Origin of the sequence: Microbulbifer variabilis ATCC 700307 (assembly GCF_000380565.1) — a bacterium.
Taxonomy (GTDB): Bacteria; Pseudomonadota; Gammaproteobacteria; order Pseudomonadales; family Cellvibrionaceae; genus Microbulbifer; species Microbulbifer variabilis.
This window is the reverse complement of record NZ_AQYJ01000029.1, coordinates 174,844-198,286: the sequence shown is the minus strand read 5'-3', so window position 1 is coordinate 198,286 and position 23,443 is coordinate 174,844. Positions and strand designations below refer to the sequence as shown.

The 23,443-nt window shown below is 48.5% G+C and carries 24 protein-coding genes; 6 read left to right on the top strand and 18 right to left on the bottom strand.

What is annotated here, in order from left to right; genetic code table 11:
* The first annotated feature begins 230 nt into the window (after nt 1-230).
* Complete coding sequence (locus tag G367_RS0119635; RefSeq protein WP_020414866.1) at nt 231-1,868, top strand: hybrid sensor histidine kinase/response regulator; 1,638 nt, start codon at nt 231-233, stop codon at nt 1,866-1,868.
* 67 nt (nt 1,869-1,935) lie between these two features.
* On the opposite strand, the gene G367_RS0119630 is transcribed toward G367_RS0119635, so the two are convergent.
* The 7 genes from G367_RS0119630 to G367_RS0119600 are packed head-to-tail and all read right to left on the bottom strand — an operon-like array spanning nt 1,936 to nt 6,981.
* Nucleotides 1,936-3,102: a glutathionylspermidine synthase family protein gene (locus G367_RS0119630; protein ID WP_026305275.1), complete on the bottom strand. Its 1,167-nt coding sequence runs from the start codon at nt 3,100-3,102 to the stop codon at nt 1,936-1,938.
* A 4-nt stretch (nt 3,103-3,106) separates the two neighbouring features.
* Nucleotides 3,107-3,724 (bottom strand): DUF1190 domain-containing protein, encoded by a 618-nt coding sequence (locus G367_RS0119625; RefSeq protein ID WP_020414864.1) that lies wholly within the window; start codon nt 3,722-3,724, stop codon nt 3,107-3,109.
* Nucleotides 3,725-3,736: 12 nt separating this feature from the next.
* A complete protein-coding gene (locus G367_RS0119620; protein WP_020414863.1) occupies nt 3,737-4,153 on the bottom strand; it encodes a DUF350 domain-containing protein in 417 nt (138 codons plus the stop codon).
* A 15-nt stretch (nt 4,154-4,168) separates the two neighbouring features.
* Entirely contained in the window at nt 4,169-4,822 is a 654-nt protein-coding gene (locus G367_RS0119615) for a YjfK family protein (RefSeq protein WP_020414862.1), read from the bottom strand.
* Complete coding sequence (locus G367_RS0119610) at nt 4,807-5,880, bottom strand: potassium channel family protein (RefSeq protein ID WP_020414861.1); 1,074 nt, start codon at nt 5,878-5,880, stop codon at nt 4,807-4,809. The genes G367_RS0119615 and G367_RS0119610 overlap by 16 nt, the downstream gene beginning before the upstream one ends.
* A 4-nt stretch (nt 5,881-5,884) precedes the next feature.
* On the bottom strand, nt 5,885-6,580 hold the full coding sequence (locus G367_RS0119605) for a PspA/IM30 family protein (protein WP_020414860.1): 696 nt from the start codon (nt 6,578-6,580) through the stop codon (nt 5,885-5,887).
* Complete coding sequence (locus G367_RS0119600; RefSeq protein WP_020414859.1) at nt 6,577-6,981, bottom strand: DUF2170 family protein; 405 nt, start codon at nt 6,979-6,981, stop codon at nt 6,577-6,579. Before G367_RS0119600 ends, G367_RS0119605 begins: the two co-directional genes overlap by 4 nt.
* Nucleotides 6,982-7,129: 148 nt before the next feature.
* Here G367_RS0119600 and G367_RS0119595 point away from each other — a divergent pair, with 148 nt between their 5' ends.
* The gene (locus G367_RS0119595) at nt 7,130-7,444 is read left to right on the top strand and encodes a DUF6471 domain-containing protein (protein ID WP_020414858.1); all 315 of its coding nucleotides are present in this window, start codon (nt 7,130-7,132) and stop codon (nt 7,442-7,444) included.
* Nucleotides 7,445-7,647: 203 nt separating this feature from the next.
* On the opposite strand, the gene G367_RS0119590 is transcribed toward G367_RS0119595, so the two are convergent.
* The 6 genes from G367_RS0119590 to G367_RS25340 all read right to left on the bottom strand — a co-directional run bounded on the left by G367_RS0119590 (nt 7,648) and on the right by G367_RS25340 (nt 16,409).
* Nucleotides 7,648-7,950: a hypothetical protein gene (locus G367_RS0119590; protein ID WP_157533678.1), complete on the bottom strand. Its 303-nt coding sequence runs from the start codon at nt 7,948-7,950 to the stop codon at nt 7,648-7,650.
* 86 nt (nt 7,951-8,036) lie between these two features.
* A complete protein-coding gene (locus G367_RS0119585; RefSeq protein WP_020414856.1) occupies nt 8,037-10,772 on the bottom strand; it encodes a DEAD/DEAH box helicase in 2,736 nt (911 codons plus the stop codon).
* A gap of 58 nt (nt 10,773-10,830) precedes the next feature.
* A complete protein-coding gene (locus G367_RS26660) occupies nt 10,831-11,382 on the bottom strand; it encodes an HNH endonuclease family protein (protein WP_020414855.1) in 552 nt (183 codons plus the stop codon).
* 243 nt (nt 11,383-11,625) lie between these two features.
* Entirely contained in the window at nt 11,626-14,733 is a 3,108-nt protein-coding gene (locus G367_RS0119575) for an efflux RND transporter permease subunit (RefSeq protein ID WP_020414854.1), read from the bottom strand.
* A gap of 42 nt (nt 14,734-14,775) precedes the next feature.
* Nucleotides 14,776-15,840: an efflux RND transporter periplasmic adaptor subunit gene (locus tag G367_RS0119570; RefSeq protein ID WP_020414853.1), complete on the bottom strand. Its 1,065-nt coding sequence runs from the start codon at nt 15,838-15,840 to the stop codon at nt 14,776-14,778.
* A 41-nt stretch (nt 15,841-15,881) separates the two neighbouring features.
* Complete coding sequence (locus G367_RS25340; RefSeq protein WP_020414852.1) at nt 15,882-16,409, bottom strand: TetR/AcrR family transcriptional regulator; 528 nt, start codon at nt 16,407-16,409, stop codon at nt 15,882-15,884.
* 173 nt (nt 16,410-16,582) lie between these two features.
* Here G367_RS25340 and G367_RS0119560 point away from each other — a divergent pair, with 173 nt between their 5' ends.
* Nucleotides 16,583-16,975 carry a YchJ family protein gene (locus G367_RS0119560; RefSeq protein WP_020414851.1) on the top strand — a complete coding sequence of 131 codons (393 nt, stop codon included), beginning with the start codon at nt 16,583-16,585 and terminating at the stop codon, nt 16,973-16,975.
* Between the two features lie 15 nt (nt 16,976-16,990).
* Here G367_RS0119560 and G367_RS0119555 read toward each other — a convergent pair whose 3' ends face one another.
* Together G367_RS0119555 and G367_RS0119550 are read right to left on the bottom strand one after the other, a co-directional pair.
* The gene (locus G367_RS0119555; RefSeq protein WP_020414850.1) at nt 16,991-17,209 is read right to left on the bottom strand and encodes a hypothetical protein; all 219 of its coding nucleotides are present in this window, start codon (nt 17,207-17,209) and stop codon (nt 16,991-16,993) included.
* Between the two features lie 140 nt (nt 17,210-17,349).
* Nucleotides 17,350-18,558 carry an RtcB family protein gene (locus G367_RS0119550; protein ID WP_020414849.1) on the bottom strand — a complete coding sequence of 403 codons (1,209 nt, stop codon included), beginning with the start codon at nt 18,556-18,558 and terminating at the stop codon, nt 17,350-17,352.
* A 397-nt stretch (nt 18,559-18,955) separates the two neighbouring features.
* On the opposite strand from G367_RS0119550, the gene G367_RS0119545 reads away from it, so the two are divergent.
* On the top strand, nt 18,956-19,690 hold the full coding sequence (locus tag G367_RS0119545) for a pseudouridine synthase (protein WP_020414848.1): 735 nt from the start codon (nt 18,956-18,958) through the stop codon (nt 19,688-19,690).
* A 101-nt stretch (nt 19,691-19,791) separates the two neighbouring features.
* Nucleotides 19,792-20,130: a hypothetical protein gene (locus tag G367_RS0119540; protein ID WP_020414847.1), complete on the top strand. Its 339-nt coding sequence runs from the start codon at nt 19,792-19,794 to the stop codon at nt 20,128-20,130.
* 179 nt (nt 20,131-20,309) lie between these two features.
* On the opposite strand, the gene G367_RS0119535 is transcribed toward G367_RS0119540, so the two are convergent.
* Nucleotides 20,310-20,900 (bottom strand): hypothetical protein, encoded by a 591-nt coding sequence (locus tag G367_RS0119535; protein ID WP_020414846.1) that lies wholly within the window; start codon nt 20,898-20,900, stop codon nt 20,310-20,312.
* Between the two features lie 345 nt (nt 20,901-21,245).
* Nucleotides 21,246-21,716, bottom strand: coding sequence for a hypothetical protein (locus G367_RS0119530; protein WP_157533676.1), 471 nt, complete (start codon nt 21,714-21,716; stop codon nt 21,246-21,248).
* Nucleotides 21,717-21,968: 252 nt separating this feature from the next.
* Between G367_RS0119530 and G367_RS24380 the strand changes: the two genes are divergently transcribed.
* Nucleotides 21,969-22,157 (top strand): hypothetical protein, encoded by a 189-nt coding sequence (locus tag G367_RS24380; RefSeq protein ID WP_020414844.1) that lies wholly within the window; start codon nt 21,969-21,971, stop codon nt 22,155-22,157.
* Between the two features lie 785 nt (nt 22,158-22,942).
* Here the strand turns inward: G367_RS24380 and G367_RS0119510 are convergent.
* Entirely contained in the window at nt 22,943-23,434 is a 492-nt protein-coding gene (locus G367_RS0119510; RefSeq protein ID WP_020414841.1) for a hypothetical protein, read from the bottom strand.
* Between the last annotated feature and the right edge of the window lie 9 nt (nt 23,435-23,443).

Sequence of the window (23,443 nt, the reverse complement as noted above, 5' to 3'; positions counted from 1 at the left end):
CCCAGCGGGTACACCATATTTCATTTGGCCCCTATAGCTCCGCAAAACACTGTTGAACCGAATCACATTGACGCAAACACGTGATTACAAACTCGCTTACAAATAACGGCGTGTCAGCAAAGACTGCGTGCTAGATCAAAAAACGAATTAGCTACCTATATACTTTTCTTTTTCTACGTGGTGCAATTTCTGGTGAAAAAATACTCAAGGGTGACTCAGGAGGAGAACAAATGATCAAGGAGAGCAATTTACCAATTTTCTCACCCTCCCCAGCCCTTGCCTCAACCCGGGAGCTGGATTCAAATCAGGTTTACGAGGCCCTGCGTAAAAGTGAGGAGCGCTACCGGGAGCTGGTTGAGCATGCCAACTCTATTATTATGCGCTGTGACAGAAATGGGAGAATTACTTCTTTCAATGAATACGCACAACAACTCTTTGGCTACACCGAGGCTGAGATAATTGGTAGGCACTTGGTCGGCACAATCGTACCCGCCAGTGAAACCAGTGGGCGTGACTTGCGTAAACTGATTGACGATATCTGCGACCACCCACAGGAACACCGCTACAACATCAACGAAAATATTACCAAATGCGGTAAAAGGGTTTGGATTGCCTGGACCAATAAAATTATATCCGACGAGAGCGGCCGCCCCAGCGGCATACTCAGTATTGGTACAGATATTACCAAGCAGCGGCTATTAGAGGAGGAGCTGCGCCAAGCCCAGAAAATGCAGGCTATCGGTGAGCTGGCCGGTGGCATAGCACATGATTTCAACAATATGATTCACGGGATCAGTGGCTACGCAGAGATAATACAGCAGATCTCCGAAGACCCCCGTATCAGTGAATACACTAATCATATCCTGACTACAGCGCGCCACGCAGCAGAGCTGACCAAGCAGCTACTCACCTTTGCCCGCAAAGGAAATTATCAGCTGAAGGATTGTAATACTCACGAAATTACACGTGACGTTTGCGCTATGCTCGGCCGAACCATCGACCGGCGTATCCGTATCGAGCAACTACTCGAGGCTAATCGCCCCCATGTAATTGGCGACCCCGCCCAACTAAAAAGCGCCCTTTTAAATATTGGCATCAATGCAAAAGATGCAATGCCGAATGGAGGCACCCTACGCTTCACCAGCAGCAACATCACTATCGAAAAAGAGATAACTATCGCTGATTTTGAAGTTCAGCCCGGCCATTACTTGTTAATCACGATTAGTGACAGCGGTACCGGAATGTCACCTGAGGTGCGACGCCGGATCTTTGAGCCTTTTTTCACAACGAAGGAAAGTGGCCGCGGCGCTGGCCTTGGGCTCGCAGCGGTACACGGCACCATCCATCTCCATAAGGGCGCAATTAAGTGCCATAGCCGTGAAGGAGAAGGCAGCACCTTCAAGCTATACCTGCCAATTTCCAAAGCTCGTCCGGAAAAACCCGGCGCTCCAGCAAACCTGCCTTCGGCTGGGTGCAAACTGAACATCATGGTTGTAGACGATGAAGCTATTGTTCGGAGTTATTCAAAAACTCTTTTTGAAATGAATGGCCACAGTGTTGTGGCTTTTGCTACGGCTGAACAGGCAATTACCTACTACCGCCAACATTGCGATCAGGTGGACCTGGTGATTCTCGATATGATTATGCCTGGCATGGATGGCCAGGAATTATTTGCTTTCCTCCGCCGTATTAACCCTGAAGTAAAAGCCCTACTTTCCACAGGTTACAGTGTCGATAGCAAAGTTCAGGAGGTAATCGCTGATGGAGTACTAGATTGTATCCAAAAGCCATTCACTTATGAGCGCCTCAGTAAGAAAATTGAAGGGATGATTGCCAGTGGCTTGCTGAGCAACACCAAGAAACAGTGAAGATAAGTGATACCCTAAATTGTATCGCCGGCAAATGACATGTAGTGGGTGCTGCAGTACTACCGGTCTAGAGAATAATATGCGGCAAGTAACGACTCATATCCTGAGTCACAATATTTCCATCTTCACGAATAGACATTCCAGCCGCCATATCATCCACCAACCAACTACCTATCAGCGTATAGTTTTTTCCAAACTTTGGCAGTGGATGCATAGCCTGAAATACAAATCCCTCTTCACCGTAAGGGCCACCGGAAAGGGATTGCACATCACCTCCACGCACAATGGAAATATTAGCTCCTTCCCGGGAGAAAATCGGTTTCTTTACCAGCTCAGTAATCTCAGCAGCCTTGTGCAGCTCATCCTCAAAAAAAGATGGTAGCAGGTTTGGGTGCCCCGGAAATAACTTCCACAACATCGGCAGCAGTGCTTTATTGGATAAAATCGCTTTCCATGGCGGTTCCAGCCAGCGCACATTATTAGTCCCCAGCAAAGAGCCAAACTCCTCTCGGAACATAAACTCCCAGGGGTACAGTTTGAACATCCAGGTAATCACCTGGTCTTGCATATCTGTAAAAAAACCATCCGTATCACAACCGATATCTTCCATAAAGACAAAATGGCTGGTAATGCCGGCCTCACTGGCACAGTCCTGCAGGTATTGGACAGTACCGCGATCCTCTTCAGTATCTTTGCAACAGGCAAAGTGTAGTTCGCGACCAGGAGTGAGAAACTGTAAATCCAGGAAACGATTAACCAGCTTTTCCTGTAAGCTATTGAACTGATCCGACTGCAGCGGCAGGGCCCGCCGGTCCACATTATCCTGCAACCATAACCATTGCCAAAAACCAGTCTCGTAAAGACTGGTAGGCGTATCCGCATTATTTTCGTAGAGCTTTGCGGGCCCCTGCCCGCAATAGGCAAAATCAAGACGGGAATAAAGACTGGGGTCGCCGTTCTTCCAGGAGTTGCGTACAAAATCCCAATGTTGCTCAGGGATACAAAAACGTCGTAGCAGCTCCTCATCCTCCAGCACCTTCGCCACCACATCCAGGCACATCTGATGGATTTCTTCGGTAGGCTCTTCTATATGTTTTTCTACCTGCTCCAGGGAGAACTGATAGTAGGCGCTCTCATCCCAGTAGGGTTCGCCATACATTGTGTGGAAGTGAAACCCAAACTCCTGAGCCCGCTCCTGCCAGCGCGGGCGTTCGCCAATCGGCAACCTCAGCACAAAATCAGCCTCCCCAGCCCCGTGAACCACTACTGGAGCGACCACCACCCCAGCTGGACTTAGCTGAAGCCACAGACCCAAAGCCGCCGCGAGAGACCGTCTTTGTTACCTTGGGTTTCGGGTCCATCGCACTCTTGTCAACCGTATAGGACGACTTGCCGTATCGACCGATCACCTGCCCATCCGCTGTCATCAAACGATCGTAATAACGGGAACCAGAGGCAGAATAACGATAGACGGGGTTATAGTAACCGGAGGAGTAATGGCGCCTATCATTATCCAATAGTGAAGCAACCATAAACCCGGTCATCAGGGGCATCCAGAAACCACTGCTAGTCTCGCGGCAACTTCCAAACTCCGTTTCGCACTGGGAAAGATTGGCATACTTGGGGCCAGTGCGCTCAGCCTCTTCCAGCGCGCGCTGGTAGGCAGCCTCACACTGGGCCTCATCCAATTGGGTATTATTTACGCAGTCCTCAACTGAGGAAACTACTTTAACCTCTTCATCAGAGGAGCAGCCGACAAGGGCTGCTGCCACACCGATTGCCAAAGGGCGCAGAACAAAGCTTGCTCCCCGACCTTTGCGCATCCGCGCGAGATTGATAGTTTTGGTACGTTTCATCCTCACTCCCGCTTAGTAGCTCATACAGGCAGCATTAAGGACACCGACAGAAATTGTTGTGGCTGCCAGCATAATCCCAGCAGACAACTCCCCGTCTTCAATACGCTCAACAATACGAGGCATAAACCCGAAACGGATAATGGCAAACGCAATCAACTGAGCAATTAACGCAACCACCGCCCAAGTAGCGAAGTCGGTAATGGACACCGAATTGCTGGCAGCACCACCCACAGCAATGGCGAAGCCGAGCACCGCACCACCAAAACCAATAGCAGCCGCTGCATTCTTATCCTCTCGAATCAACTTCCACTCATCGTGGGGGGTCACCAGTGCGTAGAGGAATTTAAACGCAATTAAAAATACCAGTGACAGGCCAAAATAAGCCGCAAAATGAACGATACCAGTCAGTAAATCATAAGGCTGGTCCATTGATACTTCTCCTTATTATCCGTGAATAGTCAGCTGTGAGGGGGTCAGTGTAATACCGGTACTGATAACTAGGCTACGACTTAAATAGCCAGCATTCTCTTCTTTTTCTTCAGCGGAGAGAAACAGAGATTCAGTGCGCTGATCAGACAGTTCGCGTTCGAACAGCATGGTAAATTGATCCGTTTGCGAGAAGTCTCCGCCCTCTTCATAGGTCTTTTCAGCCATGTGCACCGGATTGTGGTAATCACCAGTGGAGGTCCATACCCTGCTATAGGAACGATCATCCAGCTGGTAGTTGGCAGCGCCTATCTTTTCTTTTAACAGAGTATCCCAAACCTGCTGGCTAGAAACATCCTGGGTATCGTAAAAGTGAAACAGCTTTACATCCACGACATGCTCATCACTCTGGCCACCTTCAGCTACTACCTGCAACCAAGCATCATCGTCGGTATAGAAGCGATAAACCCATGTACCGTCCAACTCCACCACACCAGCTGCTTTGATAATTTGTGTGGGGGAACAGGACTCAATGGTGAGTTCATCCAAGATCAGACGAATTGCCAGTGGGTCCAACTCAAAACTGGCTCCCAGGCGCAAACCCATAATCTCCGGCGTTTTTACTACCGGAGCTTCCTTCCCCTTAAATTTTTTAATCAGTTTGGTAAACATGTACCAACACCTTCCCCTTCATTCATTTTTATATCGAAGCAGCGCTTTTCATCTAACCGCTTGGCCGAGATGTAGTACAGCATATCCCCGTTACTAACCTGGTCTGTCAGCGCGGGATTCACATCGATTTTTATTACATCCTTGCGGCGGACAGCGATCAGTGTTGCGGACAAATCCTGTTTGAAATGATCAAACAGGGGACCAAACGGCAGTGGCCGCTCCCCTCGATACTCTACACTGTACTGTGTCATTCCATAAGTACTATCCAGAAGCTGGCGGTGCAAACGTGCCGAACCGGGGTCCAGCGAAGACTTGGCTAAAAGCTCTACCGCTACAGAGGGAATACATTCGATATTCGGGCAGTGCGCACGCAGCAACTCACCCACATTTTCGTCTTGGAAATAGGCAGTTTTATGGCTATTAGGGCTGTGCTTATCACAGAACAAAGCCGTAGTGAGTGTTACATCATCTAACGGGTTGTCGATAATAATTCTCGCGGCTTCTGCCAGTCCGGCGCGCTGCATACTCTCGATATGGGAGAAAGATTCAACCCGCACAAAATCAATTTTGCCAGGCATCGGGTTTTCAATATCAGCCTCTACACAGAGCACTATTTCAGACGTTGTGCCATTGGTCTTGGAGAGCAGAAGTTCAATCAGGCGCAGAGTTCGGGTTCCGTTCCAGCCGATAATGACCGTGTGATTGACATTACTTGTCATACGCAAGCCTCTCTTTCCTCTATGCACAAACTCAGAAACCGCAAAACCTACCCGGGTAACTACCATCGCAAACAGGCTCAGTCCAAGCGGTATCACCCAGCCCGCCACCACGATTTTTCCTGCAGGTGAAGCTGGTGAGAAATCGCCATAGCCGACCGTCGATGCGGTAACCACCAGCCAGTAAATAAAGTTTTCGGGAGCGATTATCTCGCTTTCTCCCGCAGCACTCAGCAGCAGATAGCTGCCGACCACATAGCCCAGAACGGCAACGAGAATGGTTGTTATATTTGCCTTAACAAAAAGCGACGCCAGAAGGCGTCGCACTTTAAATAGCAGCACTGGATCAGGCCTTTTCGCGGCTCGCCAGCAATTGTGCCAGTTTATCACTACCACTGACCTGGCCCCCGGGCTTGATGCCTGCCGCCTTCAGCTTGGCATCAAGGCTAGATCCGCTCTCCTCCGTGGCCAGCTCTTCCGCCGCTTCCAATTCAGCTGCACGCTCCTGCTGCTTGCTCTTAATCCGGTCCAGGCTGTCCAGGGCTGTCTTGATCTTGCTGTTAGCACCCATGTGACGGGAGGAAACAGCAACCTGGGCTTTTTGCACGGACTCAGTCGCTTTGATCTGATCTATCTGCTGTTCCATACGGCGCACATTGGTCTTGGCTTTGGAAATATTGCCTTTCAGTGAGCGCTCGGAGTTCAGGAAGCCTTCCAGCAGGCTCTGCTCAGTTTCCAACTGGGCCTCAAGCTCAGTAACGCGCTCAGCACACTCCAGGGCCAGGCTGTCATCGCCCTTCTCACTGGCACTGATAGCATGAGTACTGTAAGTCTCAATATCGGCCTGTAAGGATTCCACTTTGCTCTCGGCCAGCTTGCGCTTGGCCATGATCTTAGTCAGGTTCTCATCACAAGCTTTCAATTCAGCCTTAGCCTCGCGTAATTCCTGGTCGAGAATGCGGATAGACTGGCTGTCCGCAACTGCTTCAGTACCCTCGTTTACCGCACCTTTCAAGGCAGTCCAGATTTTTCTCAGGCTCATGCTACACCCTCCATTTCAAAATGATCTGCATACAAATCCAGGAAATCCCCCACATTGGAAAACAGGGTTTCAACTTCCTCGATAACTACTTCGTCCTTGCTGGACACAGACAGCGCACCAAATGCAACGTAATAGCTCTGGCCGCCAATATTTTTGATGGCTATCGCCGTCAAAGGAACCAACTGATGTGTCTGGAGAATCATCTCATTCAGTGCAGCCACATCATCAACCTGGCTCACTGGAAACAGGATGCTCTCTACAACAATCTGCTTTTCCCCGACGTAGACAAACGCATCGACACCTTCATCGTTAGAAATGCTGAGGCAGTCACCCTCAGACTCGACTACCCACCCAGTGTGGTTTTCCGCCAACTGGCGCAGGTTTTCATGATTCCAGGTCATCTCAACTCCCTCGCTGTGGAATATTGGTCACAAATATAGCATCAAAAAAACGACGGTCAATAACTTATTTCAAACTTATGTTGCAAATAATACACATAAGGATAGTATTTACCACAATAGTGATATCAACTGTAACGGAGTAGAGCCCATGGACCACAAGCAAAGCCTCGGCAATCAGCAAGCATTGGCTCCTTACAAACAGGCCATTGCCCGCTATGTGCGCGCCTCTATGGCTTTGAAGGGTATGCGTTACGGGGATCTGGCCCAGGCCCTGGCCGATAGAGGGATTTCAATGACCACTGAGAATTTGCGTAGCAAAGTGAGCAAATGCATGTTTTCAGCTGATCTGCTGGCGGCCATCATTGATTCTTTATCTGTTGAAGACAGCGCCATGCCTGAAATCCTCAAACAGGCGCGGGAAATGCAAGATCGAGGACTCTATACCGAGCAGGACAAAAGCTAACACTTCCCTCATTCCGGTGCCAGCACACTGGGTCACACTTGCCTCAGCCTGAGTGGCAGACAGGTTAAGCAGGGAAACGAGGGGACAGATCACCGAGTGAAAACTCAAGAGATTCTTGGGTGAAACTGGTTGATTTCAATAGACTTGCTCGGGTACAGCACCGCCCTTTTAGAGCCCATTACCACTCTGTTGATAATACTCTGCTAGTAGTGGTGAAGCTTGTATACCGGCTCACCATTACCGCATTTGCCAACAACCACTGGCTCAGCCAGCTTCGCTCCAGCCGGAATTATCTTATTGGTCGGCCACCAGACAAAGCAGGCATAGCGAAAGTTGACTGCCCAGTTACAGTAAAGCCTGCCCTTGTCCTCTTCATAGAATCGCGCTTGGCAAAAACTTAGGGTTGGGCTTCGCACACCCTGCTGCTGTTGCGCATCCACAACAATAATATCAACAGCCGCCACACTAGAAACCCAGAGGCAGGGAATCAACAACCACAATTTCATAGGCGCACTCATTGAGGCTTTAAACTGGACTTTCTTAAAGCCTAGCAGCCCCGGCGCAACTTTCATTTCATAATCAGGTTAATTGCCTAAGCCAGCTGCTGGCCTCTCTCCACCAACGCTCCGCGAAGCTCTACAATTAGACGCTCGATACAAGCCCGCTTGTTCTCAACCCAATTAAAGTAAGGCAGAGGCAAAACCCGAATTCCCGCCCGGTGCAGTATCTTGTAAACCTGGGTGGTGAAATGCTGCTGGTGTTCTCCCGGATAGCCAATAAGATCCACCCCCAGGATCACTCCCTGGTACTCACACACCACATCGACTCGCTGACCCGCAATAGGAAAGTTAATCCAGTGAGCGATACCCTCCGCATCAAGCTCCGCGCTTACCTCCCTGGCAAAATCACAGGAAAACTCCCCACTTGGCATCACCGTCAGATTAGCTGGTACAAAGGATAAATAGCGACGCAGTAGATGCCCGGGAGGCAACAGCTCAGGGTTAATGGAGTATGCTACCCGCTGTTCCTCCTTGGCCCTTGTAACGGCCACATTAAACATATCGGCACGATTGAGATAAGCAGCCGCCCGCAGGGATTGGTCATCAAGACTAAGGGAAAGAAGCATTACATCGCGCTCCTCCCCCTGAAAACCATAGGGCGTAGCAACCCGTACCGAAAAACTTCGCAGTTTTGCTGCGGAAAAAGCCTTGGAAATTTCCTTGTCCAAATAATCGACCTGCTCCCTGTATGGGGACAACACACCAATAGAAGGCTTCAAAGCATTGTCATCATAGCGATCAAAATAATTACGCAATTGAGCAATAACCCAGTCTTTTTCCACCCTATTTCTACCAGTCTTGGCTCGCCTTCCCTCTAATGGGTGGAAGGAGAGGGCCAGCTCCTGGGTACTCCCAGGGCGGGCCTGCATTATTTTGAGTCGATCATCGTAAAAAGCGTGATTACTGAAAGCTATCAGCTCTGGCTGGCTACGATAATGCTCATCAAGCAGGGTTACCGCATCCTGGCTAGCCAGATTGTCCGATACCAGATCAAGAAGAGATTGATCCCGATAACTGTAAGATGCAGGTAGTTCTCCGCACTGAACGACTTCCCCCCATAGACGCTGCTGTTGCTTTACCGGGAGGAAGGAAATATGTCGCAGCTGCTTGCCATCACCAACCACGACCGCACGTTTGGCTCGGTACAGTGCAGGTAACGCACTTGAAATATCACACTGGGTGGACTCATCGAAAATTACCAGATCGAACATGCCGCGCATTAATGGCAAAATCTCGTTGAGTTCATCCAGGCTTGCCAGCCAAATAGGATAGGCTTGCAAGACCAAATTCATGTTAGTCTTGGCAAATCGTTCCGCCTGGGTTTTAGAGGTCCTTGCCCTCAGAGCCTGATGGAATTTAACCAGGCTACTTCTCTCTTTGTTTAATAGCCGGACAAGTTTCTCCCTGCGACAGGCATTAATATAGCTGGCAGCCTGCTGCTCAAAACGCTGGCGCAGTTGACCGATAGCTTCTTGTAATCCCCACAGTCCGTCCATATTGAGCCGCCGCCGGAGTAGCGACTCACCCAGGCGAGCCAGCCAAGCCCCCATACCTGCAGGCCCCAAAAATTTTGCTATCCGTAGCGATCGCGAAAAACGGCGCTCAGCTTTCCCAAGTGATCTTCGAATCTCCTTCAAACTGCGCCTCAACTTGGCCGCACTCTCTTTTGGTGGCTCAACACCCTCCTTGAGCAGAGTATCCAGGTGCGCTTTCAAACTGCGGGTAAATCCCTGCTCCCCCGCATGTACGTAGCCTTCAGTGAGCCCATAGCTCTCACGTAATTTGTTTCTTACCACATCAATGGCTTCTGGTGTTTTGGACACAACCAAAACAGCGTCGCCATGCAACATCTGGTCTATAGCCATAGCTGCAATGGTAAAGCTCTTTCCCGTACCCGGTGGGCCAGAGACAAGGCTAAGAGGGAAATGAGCCGCATTGCGTAATGCTCGCTCCTGAGCCTGGCTCAATAGCCCAGGTAACATCTCGGGTTCGCTGCAGCTTGCAATAAAGCTGTCAGATTCCCCCCCAAAAACTAAATGCAGCGGCACCTGGAGATTTTGCTCACAAGCCAGCTGCCCTAACTCGTGCAAAACGCCACGTGAACCTCTGGATCGATCAGCCAGGATTATTGCAGCGGCACTGATTAGCTCTGGCTGTGAGGCATTAGTCTTTTCCCTAATCTGGGCTCCTGACTGGAGACTCGGCCAGCGACCCAATTCCTCCAGACCACCGAGCAAGCTGTGTTCATGCATCCAGCGCCCTACATCAGCCAATTGAGAGGAATCCAAAGGAAACTGAAGCTGTGGAAAAGAACCCATCACCTCAGGGTCAATATCAGGCTTAAGAGTTAGCCGAAGCACAGGAAAATTAATTCGCAGATCGGTGGTATTGATCTCAACGAAACTATTATCTTCACGATAAATCCGGGCGGGAAAATATAAAAGAGGTGCAAAAAGCTTACGTTGGTTTGTTACACCGCTTTGACTGAAAAGCTGGCCACAAATAAAAAAACTAGTGTAGATTAGCTGGCGTTCTTTTCTGTAAGCATCTGTCAGCTCTATCAGCTTTGTGGCAGAGGCATCCAGTAACGGAACCCTGTGTAACTCACCGCTACTCAGGTAATCCTGTTCAGCAATGAACGAACAGCGGTTTTCGGCCAGTCGAGCAATATTTGAAAGCGACAGATCGTGGCTATCGGCCTGATAACAGCGACGAAAATACTCAATTAGTAATCGTTGTCTTCCCTGCATATTCGCCGTATTACCCATAAAGCGAAAATGCTATACGAAATCCCGCCGCTATGACAGGCAAAATATCTCTTTTGCCCTAGCTATCACCTGCCAGTGCACGGAGCTGTTTGGATTCAGCAATACTCAAGCGCAATCCATACTTTTCTACAATGGAAATAAAGCGCTGAACATAAATTTTGCCAACAGGCTCGTAAGGGGGCATCCACTCATCAGGCCCTTTGTGCCCCTTACTCTGGTTGCGCCCATCATCCACTAACCACAGATTCTCAATATCTTCGGCAAATCTTCTTTTCTTCTCACGGCTCCAAGCTGCCCCGCCGTGATCATGTGCCCACTTCAATGGTACTATATGCTCCACATCCAGGTCTGATGCCTTGCTGTAAAAATTGCCGGTATAGGGATCCAACCATAAACCGGTATCCACCTTACAACCGTTACTGCGGGTATAGGTAACCGGGGATAGGGAAAAGCGGATTAACAGCTCATGGCGGGTATCCTGGCAGTCACTATCGAAGTCTGACCAACGTGGCAGCCATTCGGCCCGCTCGTAGGGTGCAGCAAGTGCGGTAACACTGAAAAACAAGAAACAGATCACTGTAAACTGTTTTGAAATTGATCGAACACTCATACAACTACTACCAATCAAATCCAGCTACTAGCCTACTTGAAAACCCTGCTTTTGAATATTACCTCTGTCAAATTTTGGTTCGCAGATCCCCCATCAAATTAGATTTCACGACAAAAGCACAGGGAAGTTGCCAGTGAAATCAGAAAGGTGTTTTTCGAAAACAAAAAAGGCGCAAAAAGTTATCCTTTCTGCGCCCCAATTTTGTCTATTCAATTGAGCCAGCTTTACCCAGCTTTTACCTGATTAGGCAGATACTGGCTCCGAACTGGGCTGCGACTCCAGTTTCTTTTTCGAGCCTTCTTCTGAACCCAGCACCTCAGTGGGCTTCACCTTATGGAAGACCGCATAAAACACCGGCACAGCAATCAGGGTTAGTACCGTTGCAAAGCCCAGTCCGCCCATAATGGTCACTGCCATATCGGCAAAGAATGCATCAAATAATAACGGGGACATACCCAAAATAGTTGTCACTGCAGCCAGAAATACCGGGCGCAAACGACTAACACTGGCGCGTTGAATTGCCGTCAACCGTGGCAGGCCAGCTTCAGTCTGCACCTCAATTTCATCCACCAATACCACCGCATTTTTAATCAACATACCAGATAGGCTCAATACGCCGAGAAGTGACATAAAACCAAACGGCAAGCCTGTCAGCAGCAGGCCTACCACCACACCCACCAGAGACATGGGCACCACCAACCAGATAATCAGCGGCTCGCGTACGGTGCCAAACAGCAGGATCGATACCAGGATCATAATCAGGAATCCCAGCGGCAACCCTTTACCCAATGACTTCTGTGCATCCGTAGAGCTCTCATATTCACCGCCGAACTCTGTATGGTAACCGGGGGGCAAAGGCATACCCTCAACCCCTGCGCGAATACGATTAAAGGCGGCCATAGCGGTGACTCCCTCCGGGGCCTCGGCACTGATCGTTATTGTCGGGACCCGGTCGCGACGCTGGATCAGACCTTCCTCAGCGGTAGTCGCAAAGTCTTTGACCAATTGCCCCGCTGGAATATAGCCCTGCTCATTCGGACTCCACACCAAGCGATCCTGCAGGGAGCCAACCTGATTGCGATCACCTTCAGGCATGCGCGCGACAATCGGGATAATACGGTCGCCACTTTCAAAATCCCCTACACGATAACCGGCAGTCGCAAACTGGATAGTTCGGCTGATATCCGTATTCGTGACACCAGCGACACGAGCCCGTTCATTATCGAGATGGGCACGAATCGTGGGCTCTCGGCCACGCCAGTTATGGCGGATATCCTTCAGACCATTTTCCCGGAAAAGCTGCTCAGTATTTTCGGCGAGCGCACGCAGGGTGTTGAAATCGTGGCCGGAAATACGCACTTCCACATCGGCACCACCACCCGGACCAAATACCAGGCGTTTAAAGGTGATAAGCGCTTCCGGCTGGGAATCCCGCAACTCTGCTTTAGCCCGGTCTATCAGGCCAGCAATTTGCTCGCGATTCTCTGTGCGCACAATCAGCTGGCCATAGGCAGAATTAGGTGGCTCTGGGGCATAGGTCAGCATAAAGCGGTCCGCACCGCTACCGGCAACCGCAGTCACCGAAACTACTTCTTCCTGCACCAATAAATAGTCTGTAGCTTTTTGCAGCGCATTTTCTGTGCGATTAATATCACTGCCCTGGGGCAGGAGATAATTCACGTAGAAAAGCGGAGCATTGGAGTTAGGGAAGAAACCCTGCTTGACAAAACCAAAGCCAAAATAACTGACCATGGTCACGACAACCAGCAAAGCGATAGTGCCCCCCCGGCGATTCAGGGCACCGGATAGGACTCCCGCATACATACGGTAAAAACGGCCACTGTAAGGGTCTTCACTATCAGCATTCTTACCCGGCTTGAACAAGTGGTAGCCAAGGTAAGGAGTAATAGTGATTGCCAAAATCCAACTCAACAATAGTGAGATACCAATCACAGCGAACAGCGAGAAAAGGAATTCACCGGTGGCATCATCGGAAAGGCCAATACCGGAGAAAGCCATGATCCCAATAATGGTGGCGCCTAAAAGTGGCCAGAAAGTTTGGCGAACTACACGGCGAGCAGCATTCTGTGGTGCTTCTTTTTTCTGCACCCCCATCAGCATGCCTTCAGCAACTACAATAGCATTATCTACCAACATACCCATGGCGATAATCAGGGCACCCAGGGAAATTCGCTGAAGGTTCAAACCAAACAGGTTCATAATCAGTACAGTACCGAGCACGGTCAGCCCCAGTACCACACCAACTACTACACCTGAGCGCCAACCCATAAATAGGCATAGGACCAGAGTAACAATCACTACCGAGGAGATCAGGTTAAAAAGAAAACCGTCGACACTTTCCTCAACCACTTTGTGCTGCTCATAAACCGGCTGGATTTCTACCCCGAGAGGCAAACCCAGCTTAAGCTCATTGAGCTTGGCTTCCACTGCCGTTCCCACGTTTACGATATTTGTATTTTCAGCTCCGGCCACACCAATCAAAATGGCCGGCTTACCATTAAATCGTGCAATAAAGTTCGGGTTCTCGTCATAACCGAGGGATACATCCGCAATATCCCGTACTGCCAACATCGCAGTAGAGCCCGGTACACCCACGAGAATATTCTGAACGGATTCAAGATCACTGGCTGGATTGTCGACCACGATACGAGTTCGGAGGTCCTGACCTTCTATTTCACCTACACGCTGGGTGGAACTTTCCACCTGCAGTACCTGGGCCAGGTCATCAAGCGAGAAGCCGAACTGAGCAAGGCGCGATTCGTCTATATCCAAATAGGCCACTTCATCGATAATGCCGGAGCGGGAAACCTTCGCTACCCCCTCAACACTCAGTAGCTCGCGACGAATTGCTTTAGTAATTTCGCGCATTTCTGTCAGCGAAAAACCATCACCGGTTACCGCATAGTAAATACCATAAACCTCGCCGAAGTCATCATTAACCACGGACTGCATGGCGCCACTGGGCAACTCACGCTGGGCATCGTTAACCTTGCGACGCAGTTCATCCCAGACTTGCGCCAGCTCTTCCGAAGCGTATTGATCCTTTATCTGGACGCGAATTTCCGACATGCCCGGACTGGAAGTTGAGGTCACTTTGTCCAGCTGTCCCATCTGTTGGATCGCAACCTCTAATTTTTCCGTTACCTCCTCTTCTACCCGCTGCGCGCTTGCGCCCGGATAGAGAGTAAATACCCGCGCTTCTTTAATGGTAAATGCTGGGTCTTCTAGTCGGCCAATATCCGACAATGCCCAGATCCCACCTACAAGACAGATCAGCATCAATAACCAGCTGTACACTGGACGCTGAATAAATACATCAGAAATCTTCACGATACTTCCCCACTCTTGCCAGGGCCTGAGGTCATTTGAAAATTAACGTTGTGCATAGTTGCGTACTTTTGCACCGTCATAAAGATGTTGACCTCCCGCAGCCACCAGCTTCATCGCAGGGGTGAGACCATCCGTAATCTGAACCGCTTCTCCATTGGTCTGGCCAAGCGCCACCTGTACCCTGGATACTGATTGATCTTCGTTAATCTGCCACACATATGGATTACCTTCAGCACCAGTCTGTACTGCTGCCAATGGAATCCAGAAATCCCCGGTAGCTTCTTTCAGCTTTACGTTCACACGAGCTGTCATGCCTGGAAGAATTTGTACATTTTCGGGGCGGGGCATACCCAGCTCAACCACATAAGTCTGGGTTACACTATCGGCTTCAGCCTGGTGCTCACGGTATTTGAGTTCAAACTTTTGACCGGGTAGGAACTCGAACTCCGCTGTGATAGAGCTGATTTGATCTTCATTTCCTGTAGCCAACAATTTTTCCGGCACAGAAATCTGAATACGCACCTCAGAGATGTTTTGCAACCGAACAATTGCCTGGCCCGGCTGCACATTGGTGTAATTCTCTACCAACTGTCGAGTTGCCAATGCATCAAAAGGCACTCGCAACTGGGTATAGGCCAAATCCTGTTCTGCCTTTTCCAATGTTACTTTTGCCAGATCAAAGTTACTTTCTGTTTCATCCAGTTGCTGCTGAGAAATGACCTTCGATCCCGCCAGGGAGCGCTGCCGCTTCAAGGTTTTTTCCAGCAACTCCACGTTTACTTTGGCTTCCTTCACTCGACGGCGATAATCCCGATCATCCAACTCGGCAATCAGGGTTCCCTTAGGAATAATTTCCCCTTCCCTGATACTCAACTTGTCTAACTTGCCACCAACCTGGAAAGAGAGATCCACACTCTGGACCGCCTTTACACGACCGGCAAACTGGCGATCCGCCACTTCCGCCACATTGGTGACCGTAGCCACTTTTACCGGCCACAAGCGCTCAACCTGCTGTTCATCCGCTTCAGAACCAGAGCACCCCGCAAGAATCGCCGCTGCCGCTACCACCAAGGCAAGGGAGATACGAGAATTTACCGACAATTTCATATTTCACTATCCAATAAATTATTTAACTGAAGATCAGGTATTCAGGTAAGCTCTGCCGACAACATCAGCAGCCGTTCGCGCAGGCGGGAAAACATTGGGTCCTCGGACTCCATAACTCCCAGCACCCGCCCCAGGAACATACCTTGGGCAGCAAGAATCAATAACTGGGCAAGTTCAGGGTCACCGTATGAGCTGTCAATTTCACCACGCATTTCGATAACGTTACACTTGACCGGCTCAAGCAGGGCGGGATCTTCTGCGACTGCCGCAATCAACGCTCGCGGCAGCCCCTCATCATCTTCCATCAGCTCGAAAATCGCTTTAAGCCGTGACGCCAACACATCGTCACCAGCGGCGGCGAAAGTCTCTGCACTGGCATCCTCCCTGGCAATCGCGGCCTCCAGCATCGCCTTCAGCAGTGACTGTTTCGTACGAAAGTGATGGATAAGCCCACCCTTACTCAAACCACACTGGGCAGCAACTGCGTCCAGGGTGAGCTTTCGCGCCCCTTTTTCTCGAACTACCTCTTCCGCCGCACGGACTATGGCAGCTTTGTCGACTCTCGACACATGACCTCCCAGGCATCTTCAACCAAACCAACCGGCTGGTCGGTATCTTACCGCCCCCCAGGAAAACGTCAAGCCATGCTACCCTCTGCCAGCGTCAAGCAAGGTTAAAAAGTGTTTACAAAGCCCATGATGACCAGCTGGACATCTTATGCGGTTTGAAACTGGAGTAATTTATGACGGAACAGCCCTGCCCTTGTGGCTCGGGAAAAAAGTTCAAAGCCTGCTGTAACCTCTACCTGTCTGGGCAGGCCTACCCGAAAATGGCGGAATCCCTGATGCGCAGTCGCTACAGTGCCTATGCGATGGGAAACCTGGCATACCTACGAAAAACATGGCACCCAGAAACTTACCCGGGTTTCAATGCGGACGATCTGGAGACTCAATGGACACGCCTCGAAGTTATTAAAAGCAAAGCAGGGCTGAAGAAGTCTGTAGTGGAATTTAAAGCCTGGTATACGGAGAATGATCAAGAGCATGTGATCCATGAGATATCACTATTTAAGCTCTATAAAAAACGCTGGGTCTACCTAGAACCGCTACCTAGTTGGCCACAAGCCGATCAGTAAAAAGAGAAACCAGGGTTAGAGGGGAACAAATTGCAGGGAGGCGTCAAGGAAGTGAAATAGCCTCAAATAGTCGCGGGAGCTACTCCGCTCCCGCGCCTCCTTTAACATTTTTTGCTTACTTTTAAAGCGAGCGCCCGACTTAGCCTTAGTGTGGGCACCACCTTTTTTTAGCAGTGGATTACAAGCCACGTAATTACGAGGCTTGGCGACTTTCTTAGGGGTGTATTTTTTCATAGTATTTGGCCTTGCCTAATCAACGATAAAAGCCGAGGAAACTCGACAGGTAAATTCATTGTCAAATTGAATTCAATAGCACTCATAAAATTAAAATCCATTATTTTTCAAAGTTCTCATAAAGGGTGAACCAGTCAAGCCTACCCTTTTATGCAAATCACTTGGCGCAGCGTATGTACCACATCAACCAAATCCAGCTGATTATTCATCACCTCATCAATATCCTTATAGGCAGCGGGTATCTCATCAATCACACCTTTATCCTTTCTGCATTCTACGCCATGCGTCTGAGACTCAAGATCGCCTCGAGTAAATCGCTGACGAGCCGAGGTGCGACTCATTTTACGGCCAGCACCATGGGCACAGGAGCAAAAGGATTCGGGATTCCCACGCCCACGAACAATAAATGATTTCGCCCCCATCGAACCGGGAATAATCCCCATCTGATCCTTTTGGGCACTGATCGCCCCCTTACGTGTCACATAGACATCCCGTTCGAAGTGGTGCTCGCGCACTACGTAATTATGGTGGCAGTTAATAGCCTCTGACGTTAAGGTAAACTTCGGCACGTAAGCCCCCAGGCTATTCAACACAAGCTTCATCATTTCCTGCCGGTTTAACCTGGCGTACTCCTGTGCCCAATTTACAGCTTCAATGTAATCATTGAAGTGGCTACTTCCCTCAGAAAAATATGCCAGGTCCCTATCTGGCATATTTTGCATATTTCCAGCCATATCCCGGCGTGCCAATTGAATAAAATGCTCTCCAATTGCACTACCAATACCTCGGCTGCCGGAATGTAGCATCACCCACACCGCATTACTCTCATCCAGACAAATTTCAATAAAGTGATTGCCTCCACCCAATGTCCCCATTTGGGTAACCCAGGTTTTCTGGGGCTGACGCAACTTCTTCATAAGCCCAGGATGCTTTTCAAACAACCTATCTACACCGGGAGCTAAAATTTTGCAGGCAGATTCCCTGGCAGTAATCATCTTATGACGACCCCGTCCAACGGGTACTTTCACCTCAATGGCCTCCCGCAATGCTTTTAGGCTGTCTGGCAACTGATGGGCATGCAACGAAGTTCGCACCGCATTCATGCCGCAGCCAATATCCACACCTACTGCGGATGGTATGACTGCACTAAACGTAGGAATCACCGAACCAACTGTCGCCCCTCGCCCCAAGTGAACATCCGGCATTGCCGCCACATGGGAGTGAATAATGGGCAATTGAGCAATATTCCTTAGCTGTTCTAAAGCAGCCGGCTCAACCTTATCGGTAAATATTTTTACCGGCACACTACCTGAAGATGCGTTTTTATTAAGTACAATTTTTACAGGCATATAGAGTCCTTGGATTGATCCAATAAATCATTAAAAGCTCTCCAAAGCCCTAAACAAAAAAGCCCCGGCAAATGCCAGGGCTCTAGAGAATTCCGGCTTGAAAAGCTCAATCACTTTTCAAGCAAGTGCACATGAAAAGCGATCAAAAAAACAGGTTGTTAATATCCACATTTCGCATTTCATGGCTCCTTCGTGGTTGCTGTCCACGTTTAACTAGGTGGTTACTAAACTACCCCTGCAGTTTATTCACTAATTCAGGCATGTCAACCTTAAAATTTATTATTTATTAGAAAATTATTCCCCACAATTTTAAAAGAAGGCAGCTAAACATTTCCAGATGCAATGATTGCCATACCGCCATACAATGCCCCCGCGATATGGTAAATATTATTTGCGGATGAACAACGAACCTGAAATCATTTTTGAGGATGACCACCTTCTGGCAGCATTTAAACCAGACGGCTGGCTCGTGCACCGCTCAGAAATAGACCGCAACGAAAATCGTATTTTACTTCAATACCTGCGGGACTTGAGCGGTCACCACCTGTACCCTGTACATCGCCTGGACAAGCCTACCTCTGGGATTATTATCTTTGGCAAGAGTAGTGAGATGGCCACCCTTTTACAGCAACAGCTGGAAAGCGAAAACTCCGTCAAAGAATACCTCGCGGTATGCCGGGGCTATTGCCCTGAACAGGGAGTTATCGACTACCCTTTACCACCTGTCGCAGATTTCAAACATCAACGCAAGCGCCCCAAAGCTGATCTACCACGCAAGTCAGCAATCACCCTATACCGCCGACTGGATACCGTTGAGCTGCCCTATGAAGTAGATCGATACCCCACCAGCCGTTACTCCCTGGTTGAAATCCAACTAAAAACCGGCCGCCGCCACCAGATCCGCAGGCACTTCAAGCATATCCACCACCCACTTATCGGTTGTCCCAAATATGGGAAGTCTTCACACAACCGGTTTTTTGCCAGACAATATGATTGCGCACGATTGTTACTGCATGCATCCAAACTTAAAATAATGCACCCGATAAGTGAAACGGTATTTGATATTAATATGACACCTAGAGGGACATTTTCAGAACTACTGGGTAAGTTAAACTGGAATCTCACCAATTAAAGACTGAGGCAACCGAGAACCCTCTATTAGCTCGTAATGCCAATTTTCCAGCAAAATTCCAATAACCAATTACAGAAAAACCAACTACTAACGAGTAAAAAATGAAATTCAAAATCACAATCAAAAAATTAGCCGACCTGTGTGTATTATCAGCCATCTCCACCGGCGCCTTTGCACTGGATGACGAAGATAAGGCTGTTCGCCTGGTAGAGGCTCTTAGTGGCAATATGGTTTATATCCACTTGATGGAATCTATAAATAAGCAACCGTCCTGCGCCAAGTATAATGCCATCATAGCCTGTTCAACGGAAAATTCTTACTGTTCCCACGCGCTATCTATCGCCCTAGCAGCCCAGGCGGCAAACCGTACCATCGACTTTCAGACAAGTGATTCCTGCATAGGTAGTGCAGCTGAATTTGTCAGACTACGTATGCGGTAATTGTATTTAGCTTACACAAATAGAAAGTAAGCAAGAAGATCAGAGGCTAAGGGTTTCACAAGAAGAATATAACCCTGAAGCCTCCGTCAAGAAAGTCTCAAAGGATAGTCTAACTCAGACTTAAACTATTTTTTGAACGCTCTGTCAAACTGAGTCTGAACTTGTACAACTTACGAACATCAAAGCTTGAGCTTTGCTTTCATCTCCTGCTCCCACCCCTCAACTAGAATCCTTGCCTTATCTGGATTGCACTCAAGAACCCCATTTAATACACGGCATTCTTCAGAAATTTGCATCATCCCTTTAGGTAGTTCTTGATCTGAAAGGTACTGGATGATAACCCTTGCTTTACAGTACTCCCCTAGCAATATCAGAGCTAGAGCATTAACCATCTGTACCCACTTATTCTTCAAGGCAACAGGATGGCTTTGTATTTCAGAAACAAATCTTCCTAAACTAAGTTTCTCTTTTACTCTTTGAGAATTAGCGTCTAGCCAGTTAACAACCTCATCTACCCTCTTATTTCCCTCCCACCTCTCATAATCAACAAACCCTTCTGGGTAAGGGAGGCGCTCACTAAAAAGTAGACTTAATTGGTCAGATCGCTTAAATAACGGATATACAAACTCAGATATGTATATTCCATTACGAGTCATCTCCAGGCAAAACCCGCTCACCAAATGATCTTTAGGCCCAAAATAAATATATGGACCAGTCAATATAGCATCAGGAAAAGCCTCTTTAAGGGCGACTTTCAACTCGGCATTCATTTTCATCTCCCTATCTAACCCAAATCATATATAAATGAGTATCCTCAGGAAGGTTATCCATATATTTATCAATCTGCTCATCTGAAATGAATGGAAACCAACCGGTTTTTAGTTCAACTGCAAATTCAGGTGCGTGATGATACCCGTATATAACATCAGCTCTACTGGAGCCTAATCGCCCATATCCAATTCTCTCTCCTTTTAAATAGCTGACTTATGCATCATATAGTCCATCCTGAATCATCCTAATTTTTTCTTCAAAACGTTTATGAATCTTGCCTCCTCTTTGAAAAGGAGTCAGCCCACACACAAGACCACACTCAGCATCAACTTCCGTTGCAGCTTCTAGAGCAAGCGCCTCCAAGAAACAACCTGCTCTTCATGCTCAGGAGGAACTCCAAGCCGAGGCTGCAACTTTCCTCCCTCTTCATGATAGGGATTACCCCCACCTTTGTGTAATCCGTGATTAAGTGTATAGCTAAATGCACCTGTCATAGCGCCGTTCGCAAATTTACCTCCGGTTATTACAGATGCCGTGCCGCCAATAATTGCCGAACTAAATACACCTTCCGGGGTTTTTGTGCCAGGCTCCCCTAAAACCCCCGAAGCCGAAGCTGCAGCACTAAATCCTGCTGCAAAGAACCCATGACCAAACTTCCCTCCCTGAAGCTCAGCTGTAATCCCTCCAACAGCAGCATGGGCCGCAACTCGCATCGCCCCTGCAGAAAATCCAGAACCAAAAGATCCGGCATCATATGCACTGCCAATCCCATAAAAAGCCGCTGCACTTGCTCCACTAATTGCCCCAGTCTTCATAGCTTGACAAAAGCCACCTGCTCTGGCATATGCAACATTCGTCGAAAATTGGGCGGCAAATGCTATTGAACAAGGCCCGCAAAAATATGCGCTAATAGCGGTTCCAACAATTTGAATCGCAGCTGTGAACTCCGGAATATCCGCAAATAAGCTAAAAACAGGCTTGCTTAAACGCGCACTTACATAAGACATCACCAGAAATTCTAAAAAATACCCACTAGGGTCAATAGCATTCTAGCGGATATTTTCGAGGTGTCGCTGGACTATCTGGTGATGGGCCAGCCGATGGAGGAAAGCCCCATCCGCAACGAGGTGCTATTTAAATGCTTCAAGCTGCTGGAGACTTTTGATGAGCAAGACAAGGACACGGTGATTCGGGTGATTGATGCGATTATCGCTCAACGTCAGTTGGAACATGCTATGCGGCCATTGGAGCGCTAACCATTAACAGCTAGCGCTCCACTTTTCTTATTGGGTGGGTGTCCAGAATTGTTTTCATGCAACAGGAACAGGTCAACGGCAACCACACCCCGATCAATCATCACTGGCAACAATTTGTTCATCACCTTCGACGGAGCAAGCCTAAGCTCGGTGCTTATCTAGATAACTTGCCCCAATCGTGGCAAGTCCAGGAGTCGCCAGAGGCTTACTTAGCAAACACACCTTCAGTGAAGACCAAACGAGCTACGGTGATGACTTCCGGCTATCCGCCCTTAAAATCTAACCCTGGCTGTGGCGCTTGGCGGCAAATTCCTTGGATTAATCTCAGGGGGTACGTACTGGCTGGGGAGGGTAGGCTTTGAGGTCGGGACACCGTACAACATTACTGTCTGGAATAAACAATTGATTCTTACGGCTGAGTAGATAAAACAAGGCCCCGGAGTTTCTACCGGGGTCTTGTATGAAAAGATCGTCACAAATTACTTTTGTGCGATCTTCAACGGACTTATGTATATCAAGCAAAAATAGATTATTAAAATCAGCAACGAGGTTAAGACCAAAGAAAATACAAAACCATTTATTCCAAAAAAAACAATAAAAAGTGTAGGCATTAAAAATGCCATCAGCAATGAAACAAAAAGCTTGAGTAAAGAAGGTATCTCACATGCCGAGCCACAGCTCTCGCACTTTTGGACACCTTTTCTCATTAACTTACTTTTCTGAAAAATTGAAAATGTCTTTTCTCCGCAATGCGGACAAGCAAACACAACCGACTTAAACATCTCCTATTTTCCAACAACAGAACCAGATATAAGTGAAACAGGATCGCGAATTCCTTGGTCAAAAAAATTCAACCCCCGACCAAACCCCGCCGTGGTCGTAAAACCAGTAGTAAATACAGCTCCTCCGGCTAACCCTGTCCCTGAGTATCGACTCATCAAACCAACCATCGAACCTTGCGCCATTTGCCTTCCAGCAAAATAAGCTCTGTTATTTGAGATTGCTTCGTAAACTGCACTATTAACTTCAGAACGAAAGCTGACCATTTCGCCATTAACGTCTATCTGTGCATCTGAATAATACAAAGCACCAGCGGCAGTTAGAGTCTTGTCCGCAAGTAATGTATGCGCTTGTTCTTCTGGACCAAAGTCACCATTCAAAGCACGGTAATGCCAACGCACTCGAAACAAATCCTCAAAAAGTCCCTCAGCCCCCTCTCTCATGTTTTGAAAAGTAGACTTCTCCTTTTGTGCAGCATGAAAATTGCCCCGGATCAATACTGATTC